Source organism: Helicobacter labetoulli (assembly GCF_003670275.1).
In the GTDB taxonomy this organism is placed as follows: Bacteria; Campylobacterota; Campylobacteria; order Campylobacterales; family Helicobacteraceae; genus Helicobacter_C; species Helicobacter_C labetoulli.
Genome location: NZ_QXJF01000011.1, coordinates 80,062 through 93,465, shown reverse-complemented (window position 1 = coordinate 93,465; position 13,404 = coordinate 80,062). Strand labels below are relative to the sequence as shown.

The 13,404-nt window shown below is 38.9% G+C and carries 14 protein-coding genes; 6 read left to right on the top strand and 8 right to left on the bottom strand.

From position 1 onward, the window contains the following. The 5 genes from EBF12_RS07155 to accB form a co-directional block, all read right to left on the bottom strand. On the bottom strand, nt 1–946 hold a 946-nt coding region (locus EBF12_RS07155), incomplete at its 3' end, for a cache domain-containing protein (protein WP_208630962.1). Between the two features lie 104 nt (nt 947–1,050). Next, the gene (gene pseC, locus EBF12_RS07150) at nt 1,051–2,232 is read right to left on the bottom strand and encodes a UDP-4-amino-4,6-dideoxy-N-acetyl-beta-L-altrosamine transaminase (protein ID WP_121727046.1); all 1,182 of its coding nucleotides are present in this window, start codon (nt 2,230–2,232) and stop codon (nt 1,051–1,053) included. Nucleotides 2,233–2,243: 11 nt separating this feature from the next. Continuing rightward, on the bottom strand, nt 2,244–2,948 hold the full coding sequence (locus EBF12_RS07145; RefSeq protein WP_121727045.1) for a hypothetical protein: 705 nt from the start codon (nt 2,946–2,948) through the stop codon (nt 2,244–2,246). 34 nt (nt 2,949–2,982) lie between these two features. Continuing rightward, nucleotides 2,983–4,347: an acetyl-CoA carboxylase biotin carboxylase subunit gene (locus EBF12_RS07140; RefSeq protein WP_121727044.1), complete on the bottom strand. Its 1,365-nt coding sequence runs from the start codon at nt 4,345–4,347 to the stop codon at nt 2,983–2,985. A 9-nt stretch (nt 4,348–4,356) separates the two neighbouring features. After that, nucleotides 4,357–4,833 carry an acetyl-CoA carboxylase biotin carboxyl carrier protein gene (accB, locus tag EBF12_RS07135; protein WP_121727043.1) on the bottom strand — a complete coding sequence of 159 codons (477 nt, stop codon included), beginning with the start codon at nt 4,831–4,833 and terminating at the stop codon, nt 4,357–4,359. 89 nt (nt 4,834–4,922) lie between these two features. On the opposite strand from accB, the gene dcd reads away from it, so the two are divergent. Continuing rightward, nucleotides 4,923–5,489 (top strand): dCTP deaminase, encoded by a 567-nt coding sequence (gene dcd, locus EBF12_RS07130; RefSeq protein WP_121727042.1) that lies wholly within the window; start codon nt 4,923–4,925, stop codon nt 5,487–5,489. Nucleotides 5,490–5,689: 200 nt separating this feature from the next. Here the strand turns inward: dcd and EBF12_RS07125 are convergent, their stop codons facing one another. Both EBF12_RS07125 and EBF12_RS11890 read right to left on the bottom strand, forming a co-directional pair. Beyond that, nucleotides 5,690–6,142: a phosphatase PAP2 family protein gene (locus tag EBF12_RS07125; protein ID WP_244196442.1), complete on the bottom strand. Its 453-nt coding sequence runs from the start codon at nt 6,140–6,142 to the stop codon at nt 5,690–5,692. After that, entirely contained in the window at nt 6,132–6,275 is a 144-nt protein-coding gene (locus EBF12_RS11890) for a hypothetical protein (protein WP_244196441.1), read from the bottom strand. Before EBF12_RS11890 ends, EBF12_RS07125 begins: the two co-directional genes overlap by 11 nt. Nucleotides 6,276–6,414: 139 nt before the next feature. Between EBF12_RS11890 and EBF12_RS07120 the strand changes: the two genes are divergently transcribed. From EBF12_RS07120 to EBF12_RS11885, 5 genes are all read left to right on the top strand, one after another. Continuing rightward, on the top strand, nt 6,415–7,389 hold the full coding sequence (locus EBF12_RS07120) for a hypothetical protein (RefSeq protein WP_121727041.1): 975 nt from the start codon (nt 6,415–6,417) through the stop codon (nt 7,387–7,389). Between the two features lie 19 nt (nt 7,390–7,408). Further along, nucleotides 7,409–8,671: a flagellar hook-length control protein FliK gene (gene fliK / locus EBF12_RS07115; protein ID WP_121727040.1), complete on the top strand. Its 1,263-nt coding sequence runs from the start codon at nt 7,409–7,411 to the stop codon at nt 8,669–8,671. Nucleotides 8,672–8,687: 16 nt separating this feature from the next. After that, a complete protein-coding gene (flgD, locus tag EBF12_RS07110; protein ID WP_121727039.1) occupies nt 8,688–9,509 on the top strand; it encodes a flagellar hook assembly protein FlgD in 822 nt (273 codons plus the stop codon). After that, nucleotides 9,506–11,743, top strand: coding sequence for a flagellar hook-basal body complex protein (locus EBF12_RS07105; protein WP_121727038.1), 2,238 nt, complete (start codon nt 9,506–9,508; stop codon nt 11,741–11,743). The genes flgD and EBF12_RS07105 overlap by 4 nt, the downstream gene beginning before the upstream one ends. Nucleotides 11,744–12,002: 259 nt before the next feature. Beyond that, complete coding sequence (locus EBF12_RS11885) at nt 12,003–12,605, top strand: tetratricopeptide repeat protein (protein ID WP_244196440.1); 603 nt, start codon at nt 12,003–12,005, stop codon at nt 12,603–12,605. A gap of 269 nt (nt 12,606–12,874) precedes the next feature. Here EBF12_RS11885 and EBF12_RS07085 read toward each other — a convergent pair whose 3' ends face one another. Continuing rightward, the gene (locus EBF12_RS07085) at nt 12,875–13,345 is read right to left on the bottom strand and encodes a tRNA (cytidine(34)-2'-O)-methyltransferase (RefSeq protein ID WP_121727037.1); all 471 of its coding nucleotides are present in this window, start codon (nt 13,343–13,345) and stop codon (nt 12,875–12,877) included. Nucleotides 13,346–13,404: the final 59 nt, after the last annotated feature.

Sequence of the window (13,404 nt, the reverse complement as noted above, 5' to 3'; positions counted from 1 at the left end):
TACCAGTATAACCTTGTTTAGCTCTATCTATGACTTGGAGAGATTGTGCCACAAGGGCTTGGTCGGATTCTAAGCCTTTAGCGATATGCTCAACATTTTGCTCAATACTCTTTGCCATCGCTCCAAATTCGTCTTTATTATGAAGCGGAGTAAGCTTAATTTCTTTGCTTTCACGATTAAGATACTTGAAAAACAACATCATATTATGCTGCAACACACCAATACTCTTTAGCAATGAACGATAAAACATAAACATCAAAGGCACAAAAATAACCACAAAACATACAGAAGCAATGATGAGAGCATTACTCAAAATAGAACGAATAATAGAAAGAATAGATGTTGAGCTATTTTGTGCGTATTGTTCAAAAGTATCAGCATATACACCTGTGGAAATCCAAATATTATCCGTATTTGGAATCATCGCTGCATAGGCAATCTTAGGAGCATTGCCAAGTGTGCCATCAGGCAAAGGTTTCGAAAAGACAAAATGCACAAATTTGCCCTTTGCACTTTGGCTTTTTGCCGTATCAAACAACTCCCGCACATAATACACACCATTGACATCTTTTGCTTCTACTAGAGATTTACCAAGTAAATCTTTACGCGTAGGGTGAGCCACCGGCACATATTCCTTATAGGTAAAATAATAGCCCGATTTGTCATCTTCAAAACGAAAATCCTCAATAGCCTTGGCGATAACAGCAATTTGTTGCTTTTCATCAAGCCCTTTTATCAAAGCCCCAAGAGATTGTGCCACAGAATCTGTGGAAAGCTTAAGCTTTTGCTCAACTTCCTCTTGTATCAGATCGTGCAGTCGCTCTACACTCTGTTCTGCTATTTCTTTTTCACCAATAAAAACAAGTCCTACAAGCACAGCAAAACTTAAAAATGATCCAAAAATAAGAATAGAAATTTTATATTTAACTGAAAGATATGTAAACATTCTCGTCCTTTATGATTGAATGAGTATTTTTTCGGCCTTGGCAATTATATAAAAAAAAAAAAAACGACATATCCTAAGAAAGTAAAATCAAAGTAAAGAGCAATTTATGTATGACTATCACATATTTGCGTTACAATCCTAGCTATACGCTCCACTTCTTTGAGACTTAAACCCTGATGACAAGGGATAGAAATCTCTGCGAGATAAAACTTTTCAGCATTTTCATATCGCACTTCGCCAAAAAGCCACCTGTATAAGCTAAATTGATAAATAGGCTTATAATGCACCTGCACACCCAAGCCCTGTTCCTGCATAGATTCAAAAATCTGCTCCTTTTTACACCACAAATGCGGATAAAGCAAAATAGGATATAAATGATGTGTGCTTTGTATGCTTTTTGGAATGGCAATTGTCCCAAAATGTGGATTGTTAGCAAAAAAATCATCATAAAATCCTGCGATTTTATGGCGAGATTCTATAAAAGATTCAAGTTTTTTGAGCTGACTTAGCCCAAGGGCAGCTCCTAGCTCACTCAAGCGAAAATTCATACCTGCCAATAAACAATCATAATTCCACAGCGTTCTTTTCTCCACGCCGTGTGAAAGCAAAAGCCTTGCGTAATGGGCCAACTCTTCATCATCAGTTACCAAAGCCCCACCCTCTGCGGTAGTAATAGGCTTTAAAGCGTGAAAGCTAAAAACACTTGCATTTGCCAAAGAGCCAATGGGCTTATTGTGGTAGCTTCCACCAAAAGCGTGGGAGCTATCCGCAAACAACAAAAGATTATGCTCCTTTGCAAGATTCTGCAAGACTTCATATTCCACACTTTTCCCCGCATAATCCACACTCACAATCGCCTTGATATACTCTCTTTTTGGGTGAGCGACCAGAATCTTAGCAAGGGCTTTTTCATCAATGTTGCCATCATCTTTCACATCGCAAAAAATGGGCGTGATACCCCAAACTAACATCATATTCGTCGTAGCCACAAAGCTTATAGGCGTAGTAACAAAATAAATCTCTTGTTGAACATCTGCCTGTCGTAGTGGATTTATCCGTGATTTAGCAATATGGGGGAAATATTTATAGATAAATGCTCCATAGAGCACATAAAGGGCTGAAGTAGCAGAGTTAAAAGCAATGGCGTATTTAGCATTTGCCCTTTGGCACAAAGCAGATTCAAATTCTTTGATAAGTTCGCCTTGTGTAAGGTGCGGAGAATGCAAGGCCAGATTCAAAGCCTTTGCATCACCTTCATCAATAAGTTGTGTGCTATAAGGTATCACTACAAACCAAACTACGCTAAAAGCTCTTGCACACGCTGATTGTTTAATTTATCCGTATCGTGTGAAACACGGAAAAGTGAGTCTAGCTTTCTTAAAAATGAGCCATCTGTCTCTTTTGCATCTTGCTTAGCGACTTTAACACCATCTTTTGCGTTTAGCTTCTCTGCGTCATTATCTGCTTGTTCTTTTAATGTGTCAATGGCATCTTTAATTTCACTTTGCTGCTCTTTTAAGATATCATAAAACTTCTTTGCATCTGTGCTAAGCAAACCTAGCTTAAGCTTTGTTGCTTCAAAAATCACACTTCCGCCATCATCTTTGATATTTTTGGTAAAAACGCTAACACCCTCAAAAGTCGCCTTTTTAATGGCAGATTCTATATTTTTTTTCAATGCTTGTATTTGAGTATGAATCTCATCTTTCTCACCTTTGTCAAGACTTTCTTGCTCCTCTTCTAATAGCTCAACAAGCTTCTTTACATCAGATTCTATACTTTTAAGCGATTTTTGTGCCACCTGCAAACGCCCAATGTCGCTATTAGTATTTTTGAGATTTTGAGCTAATCGAGAGTCTTTGATACCGCTTACATCAACACTTTTTGCCTTATCAACCTTAGAAGTATCTTTAGAATCTTTGGTTTGTTGTGGTGTTTTTGCCCCTTTAGCCTTGAGCTCCTCTTGTTTGAGTGTTTGACTCGTGCTCGTATTAATCTTCATTTTTACTCCTTAAAAATAGCTCAAAATCCCCACACTACTCCATATCAAGCATATTTTGTTCCAAATATTTTGTGTGAATATTTGAAGCGTGAAAATCCTTGTTTTTCATCATCTTAATATGGAATGGAATAGTCGTCTTAATACCTTCAATGCAAAACTCATTCAAAGCCCTATACATACGGATAATAGCCTGATTCCTATCCTCGCCCCATACGATAAGCTTGCCAATCATAGAATCATAATGCATAGGCACGGTGTAGCCACCATAAGCGTGAGTATCAAGCCGTACATTTGCTCCACCCGGAGCCACCCATTTTGTAATTTTGCCCGGACAAGGATAGAATTTTTCAGGGTCTTCAGCGGTGATTCTGCACTCAATAGAATGTCCTTTGAAAATTATAGAATCTTGGCTCGGGAGCTTCTGTCCTTCGGCAATGCGTATCATCCATTCTACTAGATCAAGTCCGCTTACCATTTCGCTCACAGTATGTTCAACCTGCAAACGCGTATTCATCTCCATAAAATAAAAATCTTCATAATTTGCATCGAGCAAAAATTCAAATGTTCCAGCCCCCACATATTTAATGTATTGTGCGGCTTTTACAGCAGTATCTAGCAGTCTTTGACGCACTTCAGGTTTTAAAACTACAGCAGGAGATTCTTCTATAAGCTTTTGTTGTCGCCTTTGAGCAGAGCAATCACGCTCTCCAATATGCAACACATTGCCGTGCTTATCAGCTAGAATCTGCACTTCAATATGTTTGGGATTGCGGATAAACTTCTCCATATAGATTGTGCCATCACCAAAGGCACTTACTGCTTCAGATTCAGCAGCAAGGTAGAGATTTTTAAGCATTTCAGGCTTTTCAACCACACGCATACCGCGTCCGCCACCACCCGCAGCAGCTTTTAAAATCACAGGGTAGCCTATCTCATTTGCCACCTTTTCCGCTTCCTTGTAGTCTTTTAATGCCCCATCGCTTCCTAAAATTACAGGCACACCCGCTTCCTTCATCACATCTTTTGCCTTAGACTTATCGCTCATAAGCACCATAACTTCAGCACTTGGTCCAATAAACTCTATATTGTGATGAGAGCAAATCTCCACGAAATTTTGATTCTCACTCAAAAAGCCATAGCCGGGGAAAATCGCATCAACCTTGAGCAATTCCGCTGCACTCATAATCGCAGGAATATTGAGATAGCTTTCACTTGACTTGTCCCCACCTACACAAATTTTACTATCCGCCACATCAAGATAATAGGCATCTTTGTCAGCCGTTGAGTAAATCGCAACAGCCTCTTTACCCATTTCTTGGATTGTCCTAATAGCACGAAGTGTAATCTCGCCGCGATTAGCTATGAGAATCTTTTGAATCTTTTTTTGTTTTACGCTCATTGTTTTGCCTTAGAGTTTTTCAACTTTAATAAGATTAGTGCTAAATTCCACAGTCTGCCCATCGCTCACTTCAATAGAAACAACCTTGCAGTCAAATTCAGCCTCAATTTCATTCATAATCTTCATTGCCTCAATAATCGCAACAGTCTGCCCTTTTTTGATTGTATCACCGACATTAACATACGGAGCAGCACCCGGGCTTGGAGAGCGGTAAAATGTCCCTACCATTGGAGAAGTGATAAAATGTCCGCCTGTATCCTTTGGTGTGCTAGGTGTGGCTACCACAGGGGTAGATTCTGCCGCTGCTATGGCTTGAGGGATAGCCGCAGCGGGAGCTGGAGCAACGGCTGTAACCGCCCCATATGCACTAGCATTAGCACCAGCTTTTTGGAGTTTGAGTTCAAAGCCATCTTGCTTAATACTGAACTTCGCAATATCACTATTATCAAATAGCTCCATAATCTTTTTGATTTCTTGTAGATTCATCTTGCACCTTTCTTGTCGTGAAATTTAATCTGCTATAATAACACGATTTTTTAAAGATACGCAAATTTTTGCAAAAAGCGAGGTGTAAAATGGGTTTAAAGTCTGATTTGTGGATTAAAGAGATGAGTAAAAAGGGTATGATTGAGCCATTTTACGAAAAGCAAGTGGGGCAAAATATCGTAAGTTATGGGCTTTCAAGCTATGGGTATGATATTCGCGTGGGAAGTGAATTTATGATTTTTACAAATATCGGTGCGACTTTGGTTGATCCCAAAAGCTTTGATGAACGCAATGTTGTAGAAGTTGATGCGAGTGAGAAGGGCTATTGTCTTGTGCCACCAAACTCTTTTGCCCTAGCTAGAACAATAGAGTATTTTAGAATGCCACGCAATGTGCTTGCTATCTGTCTTGGTAAAAGCACTTACGCAAGGTGCGGGATTATTGTGAATGTTACGCCTTTTGAGCCAGAGTTTGAAGGGCATATCACTATTGAGATTTCCAATACAACGCCGCTTCCAGCAAAGATTTATGCTAACGAGGGCATAGCCCAAGTATTATTTTTAGAAGGTGATGAGCCTTGCGAGATTAGCTACAAAGACAAAAAGGGCAAATATCAAGGACAAAAGGGCATTACACTGCCTAAAGTATTGAAATAAAGATTCTATTTATATTGTTATAACAAGGGCTTTGAGCTGAAGTATCTCTATAATTTTGCTATCTTATACTAAATTAAGAGAAGAGGTTTGAATATGCTGTTTGCAGGTTTGACTTCATCTACACACAAAGTCAGCTCAATATCGTGCCTTAAGCATAGGGATAATACTAAAATCACCCAAAAGCACCAAATCCACAGAATCTAAAATCGCTTGATATATGCTAAATGATAGCTTTGTGTGCCATTTTCAGCATTATCCACCCACGCTGTAAGCTGTGAATCTTTACTTTGCTTACTCGCCAAAAAATATGAAAGAGAAAAGCCCAAAATCGCCCCAGCAATGACTTGCGTAGTCGTATGTCTCTCCGCATACACTCTACTTACACCTACTGAACTTGCAATAAGGCTAAGTGGCACTCCCCACTTCCAACCATAACGCTTTTGTGCAAATCCAGCTGCGGAAAAAACAAATGAAGTATGTCCGCTTGGAAAACCATTAAAACTGCCATTATTTGGGCGTTGTGAGATTCTCGCATATGATTCATTTGAGCGAGAGAGAATCACAAAGCCTTCTTTGATAGCGTGGGTGGTAAGAAAAGTCGCTCCAGCACCTATGGCTTGTTCTTTTACCCCTTGTATATCATCAAATAGCATAGCTATATGCCATCATTGCAAAAGGCAGAATCTGCATCACATCACCATAAATCTCAAAGCCGCTTTTTTCAGCACAAAAGCCCTTTTGCATACTTACACACAAAACTAAGCCCATAAATATTTTTTTATACACAATACACCTCTAAAAATATTTGCTTTATAAAAAGTGTGGGATTATACGCTTTTTTTCATAAAAAATACTAAAAACGCATTGTTATTTTAGGAATGCAATTTGCTTGAGTGTTGGTATATTTTCTTGTAAGGAGTGCAATATGTTAGATGCAATGCAAAATTCTATTCTCAATAAGCCTGATTCTATCCTAGATAAACGCCCTCATTCACCTTCAGCAGATGTAAATAAGCTAGAGAGTAAATTTGAAAGTATGTTTGCCAAACAGGCTAAAGCAAAAGCTCAAAAGGAATCTCAAGAAGCAAATGTAGCTCAAACCATAGACAATAAAAATCCGCTTAGCAAAGCCTTACAGGGTAAGATGAGTAAAACAGAGAGTAAAACACCTATGCAAATAGATAAAAAAGATGATTTGCTTGATAAGAATCTTACATCACACGCAAAAAAGACTGAAGACTTAAAAGCCACAAGCCCAAAGGCTCAAGCCTCTAATACTGCTGTGCCTTTTGATTTTAAGGATAGCGTGAGTGAAGATTCAAAAATCGGTTTGCAAGAAAAAATTGCTAAATCATCTAAAGAAAACAAGCCAAAAGAAGCTAATCCTCTTGTAGAAGCTCTAAGCACTCCTTTAAGCACAGCAGCAGCTACGGACAAAATAGCAGAGGGCAAAGATTCTATAAAAGATACAAAAGCTCAAGCCCCACGCATTGCTACTATGCCAATGCCTCAAGCTCCAAAAGAAGAAACCCAAGCCACAAAGACTCTAGCTGATGTGCAGAATCTTGCTCAAACAAAGGGTTTGAATCCTAGTAAAATGAGCCTAGAAACACAAGGCACAAATGCTCAATCTCTCATTCAAGAGGCACTAGAAACACAAGCGGGATTAGGAGCAAAAGAAACCAAGTCTGCAAAACCAAAAAGCATTCCCGCATCGGCGAAAGAGACGATTAGCTATGAGTATGAAAATAATGTGGATAAAATCGCCATCGTGCAACGCGGAACAAAAAAGCCAAAAAACATTACAAGCAAAATCTCAAATGAGTATCCAACAAAAAAGGCTGATGATGACAATAAAGGCGGCATATTTTCTCTAAAGGACACACCCCAGCTCGGATAAGCAAGATATAAAGGATAATGTGCTGCAAAAAGCCCTTAAGGCAAAAACTACACCTTTAGCAGCTGAGAATGAGGCAAATAAGATTCTTAATCCTCTCAACAATGTGTCCCTAGAGCAAGAGAGTAAGGATTCTATAGAAAATTTGCAATCCCAGCCCAAAGCCAAAAAAACAAGTAAAAAAGCCAAAAAGAAGGCGGAGGGAAGTGAGCTTATAAGCGAAGATTCTAAAAAGACAAAAAATAAAGCACCTAAAAATGCTACACAGGATAAAAAGTTAGAATCTAGCCCCGCTCAAGTAGAATCTAAATATACAAAGCAAGAGACACGGCAAGAGATTCAAACCCAAATGCTTACAGATGCCAAAAGTGCGGAGCTAAAAAGCTTTGAAGAAGCACTAAAGCTTGATGAGCCAAGCATTGAAGAGCTACAAAAGCACACTTCAAAACCTCAAGCAAACGCTTCTCAAAAGCCTAATGCGTTAGCCCAAAGTATTGCTGCCTTAGAATCTGGAGCGTTGAAGGGCAAATCTAAAAGTGGGGACAAAAAAGATAGTGAGAAAAATCCAAAAAGGGATACACAAAGTAAAGAATCTAATAAAATAGATTCACAAAATCCATCGCAAACAAGCAAGATTCAAGATACGCAACTAGAGGAATCACCGCTTTTTAATGAGCAAAGTCAGATTCAAGAAGAGGAAAAAAGCTTTGCGGAAATGCTTCTAGCAGGGGGCAAAAAGAAAACAAAAACAAAAGAAACTGAAGCGGTAGAAGAAAGTAAGGGCAAAACTCAATCTAAGCAAAGTGCGGAAGTCCTAAGTGCAAAAGAAAATAGCCGCACACAGATTCTCTATCGCTCTGCCCTCGCAAGAGAGAGCGTAAGGAATTTTGCTCAAGCTTTGCGTGAAGAGGTGCTAAACTACAAGCCCCCTATCACAAAGCTATCCTTAGAGCTTAATCCACAGAATCTTGGCACACTAGAGCTTACCATCACTAAAAAAGGCAAGGATTTACATATTCAGGTGGTATCAAACGCCACAGCGGTTGGATTATTTTTACAAAATCAAGTGGATTTTAAAAACAATCTCGCACAGGTGGGCTTTGAAAATGTAGATTTAAACTTTAGCTCAAATGATGGTAGCAGTGGCAATAAGGGACACAATGGCGGAGATAATACACCACAAGAGCAAAGAGAGGAAGGGAACAAAAATAGCTTAGAAGATTCACAAAATGAAATGCAAAAAGGGTTAAATGTAATGAATATTACGCTGCCCAAATACGCTTAAAAAAGGGAGTTTAGCAATGGCGATTGACTTGGCAGAAGTAACAGGAAGTGCGGCAAAAATAGCAAAAGAAAAAGAAAAAGTTCGCAATATTAACGAGCTTGATAATGATGCTTTTATGCGTCTCTTTTTAGAACAGCTTAAAAATCAAGACCCAACCGCACCAATGGAAACTGATAAGATTATCACGCAAACTGCCCAACTCACGCAAGTAGAAATGCAAGAGCAAAACAAAAAGACAATGGTAGAAGTAGCAGAGGCTATGAAAAGCACACAAGAGACAAATAAAGAGCTAAAAGAGTTTCAAGCACAAATGAAAGAATCTTTAGAAGCACTTAATCTTGGTATGCAAGATACAGCTAAGTCAAATGTTGCCACCGCACAGCTCAATGCACTCAACACCGTTTCAATGATTGGCAAGGTGGCTGAGACTGATGTCTTTGGTGTTAATGTGCAAAAGGGCAAAGCGGTTAAATTTTCAATCTATTTTGATCAAAAGATTGATATACAAAAGGGTGAGCCAACAATTTATATTTTCAATAGCAATAATGAGATGGTAAAAAGCATTTCGCTTAAAGATAAAAATAACCAAAGCGGATATTTGGAATTTACTTGGGATACACTAGATAATAATGGCAAACAAGTAGATGATGGCACATATAATATTCGTGCGGAATACAACCTTGATGACACAAGCAAACAATACCATACTGCTCGTGTAGGGCGTGGAGAGGTGCAAAGCATTATCTTTGATAAGGGCTCACCTATGCTAAGAATGGGCGATATGATTTTGCCACTTGATAGTGCTATTGAGTTTTACAATAAGGACCACGGGCTATGAATAGCACTCTTATTAACTCTTACAGCGGGATTAAAACGCATCAATTTGGGCTAGATTCTATCTCAAATAATATTGCCAATGTCAATACTATCGGCTATCGTGAGAATATTCCACAATTTGAAAGCCTTTTTAGCACCAATATGGATTCTCTTAATGCAGATTCCCCTATCAATAATGATATGAACTATGGTGCGACAAAATCAAGCAACGCTATCTCTACGCGTAGTGGGGGCTACAAGGCGAGTGATGGGGAGTTTAATGTCGCCTATGAGGGAAAGGGCTGGTTTGTCGTAGGGGAGCAAAAAAGCGGGAGTTTTGAGATAAAAGATGATGGTTATGAAAAAAAGCAAAAAAACTACTTCACACGCGATGGCTCATTCCTACGCGATGGAGAGGGCTACATCGTCAATACAAGCGGATACTATATGTATGGTGTGGATTTGGGTAAAATTAAAGATGGAATCTACACTTCAAATAAGAGCGAAGAAGTTGATTTTGCAGCCCTTGCTTCAGGCAAACTTCAGCCTATGCAAGTCCCGCAGAATCTTTACTATCGCCCCGTGCTTACCACAAAGCTTGATGTAAGTGCAAATCTTAATAAAAATGAAAATGCCACTTCTGTGTCATCTTTTTTTAAAAATAAAGATGGTGAGTTTGATGTTGAACGATTTATGGATACGGATATTAATGCCTTTGCCACTGATGATACGCCACTTAATGCCCCAAGCTACAATGAAGTGCGTCTTACTATAGATAAAGATGACAAAAAGGAGACTTTGAGCTTTAAATATGGTGATGGTGGAGCGGAAGCGGGAGAATTCCGCACTTTTAATGATTTAAAAAATCTCCTGCGTGAAAAAGTCGGGCTAGATTTGGAAGTGAGTAAAGGGGTTGATGGAAAAGTTGGTGAGAAAGTAAGCCTAGAGCTAAAAAATAACTCTTATAAGAATCTTAACCTTGAGCTTGGAGGGAGTCTTTTTGAAAAGCTAGGATTCAAGGGCAAGAATGAAAATTTTAGTAGTGGCGTTGGAGCAAACTTTAATACAAATAAAGCCTATGAAAAAAATGCTATCGTGCAATATAAGGGAGTTTCATTTATCCGCACAGGTGAGTTGGGAACAAGCGAAGATCCATTTATGGATAAGGAAAATTGGAAGATTCTAGATAGCAGTGCATTAAGTCAATGGAGTGATAATACTACTTATCTTGAGGGAGATGTTGTGCAGAGTGAGGGTAAAATCTTTCAACGCATAAACTCCGCAGGAAATAATCCAATCAATGAAGGGAATTGGGAAGAGCTAGGCAGTGTAGAATCTGCCTTGCCCCCAAGCTATGCTAAAGGCAGCACTTATCAGGTTGATGATATTGTAAGCCGTGATGGCAAACTCTATCGCAAAATCGTAGATAGTGGCTCAAGCGATCCTAAGCTTGATAATGTCGGTTGGCAGGAGATTAGAGGGGATAGCTTCTTTAGCGAGTTTATTCAAATGCCAAGCTATCAAACCAATGTAGAAATCTATGATGAAAGTGGCAAGAAATTCCTAGTCCAAAGCCATTACTTTATGGTGCAATCGGGCAATCCTGAATCCGAGCCGCCAATCAAGGAAAAATGGGAGGTGCATTCAGCCGTGTTTGACCAGCACGGAGAGATTATGATAAGCCCCGATTATGTGGTGCATAATATTGAATTTGATAGCGATGGTAAGCCAACTGCACAGCCCGTTGAACTAAGTTTTGGCGATAAGAGCTTGACATATAATATCGCAGGAGCAAAGGATATGCAAAGCTCAAACTTTGTATATAGAGATTCTGCAATCTTAGGAAAAGACCAAGATGGACGCTCTGAAGGGCATTTGCGTGATGTAAGGATTGATAAAGATGGCATTATATTCCTTGCTTTTGATAATGGAGCGTATGAGCCTATGGGACGCGTGGGTATTGCGGCATTTGTTAATGATCAGGGCTTAAGGAAAGTAGGTGGGAATCTTTTTGAGATGACAGAAATGATTGTAAATGGCGATGCAAGCACCATTAGTGGGAAGCCCATTTTAGGCTGGGAAGGGCTTAATCTTAAGTTTGGCTCGGTGCTGTATAAACATTTAGAAACAAGTAATGTTGATGTGGGAAATGCCTTAACGGAGCTGATTGTTATGCAAAGAGGCTATTCTATGAATGCCAAAGCCTTTACCACAGGCGATGATTTAGTCAAAGAAGCACTCAATCTTAAACGCTAAGATTCTGCATTTTTGTAAATCCTGTATAAATTTTGCGTGAATCTTAGAATAAACTTGCCAAAATTTAAAATGTGTTTTTTTTGTATTGTGTGGGCTTTAGATTCTAATTGAAAGGGCAAAAATGAAAAATGCAATACAAAACATAGCAGTTGGAGTTGTAGCAATCCCATCGCTTATCTTGGCACTTATAGGTTGCGGTGATGATAAAAAGGCAGGGTAGCAAAAGTTTCAGCCAGATTCTTACTATGAGAATAAAAGTGTGCAAGAGCTAGAATCTTTATGTGAAAATAATGACTTAAAGGCTTGTCATAGAGCAGGGGTAAAACATACAAACATATCAAAATCTCTTGAATTGTTTGAAAAATCGTGTAATGGTGGCTATGGAAGGGGCTGTATCGGTTTGGGAGATGCCTATGAAAATGGCAAAGGTGTAGAGCAGAATACACAAAAAGCTATAGAGTTTTATAATAAAACCATAGAACTTGGTGAAAGTTTGGGATATGTTTTTCTTGCAAAATTATATACGGAAGGCAAAAGGGCAAAGCAGGATTACATCAAAGCATTTGAGTATTATCAAAAAGGCTATGAGCAAGAAAATAATTTGTTGTGTTTTAAGGTGGGTATTGCTTATTATGAGGGCAAAGGTGTGAAACAAGACTTGACGAAATCAAAAGAGATTTTTGAAAGCCTATGTGAAAAAAATGATAAGTTTGGCTGTGCTTCGTTAGGAGAGCAATATGAAAATGGAAAGGGTGTGCGTCAAGACTTTACAAAGGCAAAAGAGCTGTATGGTAAAGCTTGTGATTTAGGCGAACAGCTTGGCTGTGATTCTTACAAAAAACTGCAACAACAGGGTTATTAGAATCTCAATGTAGAATCTAGATTCCAGAATCTTATCTTTTCTTCATATTGGGTATGTAAGCACGACAATCTTTGCTAGATTCTATGCTAGATACTCTGCCTTTAGGCAAGGTATAGCAATTTTTAGAATCTAAGTTTCTATCTTTTCACTAACACCGCCACAAACAAAGCCTATCAAATAAATGCATTTGCTAGTTTTTGACTCACTTTGTAATTATGTCTTTAAGATTTATCTTTTTTTGGCAAACCTTAAAACTTTTCATCACCACATTAGCATTCCCATTGCTTATAGTTCCCAAATTGACGCAATCCCTCATACAGAGCTGCACCCACACTTGTGGCGAGATTCACACTTCTAATGCCTTTTACCATAGGTAGCCTATACGCCCTAGCAGATTCTGCCAAGCTAGAATCTAGTCCCCTATCCTCTCGCCCAAAATACAAAAATCCCCCTTGTGAAAAATCCGCCTGATAATACAGCTTTTTTGCCTTTGTGCTAAAGAAAAAATGTCGCTCATTTATGGGGTGCTTCTCCCAAAACTCCTTTAGATTCTGCCATTCATACACTTGCAGATTCTGCCAATAATCAAGCCCTGCGCGTTTAAGCTCTTTTTGCTCCACTCTAAAACCCAATGGGTGGATTAAATGCAAAATAGAATCTGTGGCTACACACAACCGCCCTATATTACCTGTATTTTGTGGAATCTGTGGCTCAACAAGCACGATATGAAAAGTATCCATTCTCTTAACCTTTTAAATGCTCATTCAAAGTAAAAGCCACACTTTAACACACTGAGCAT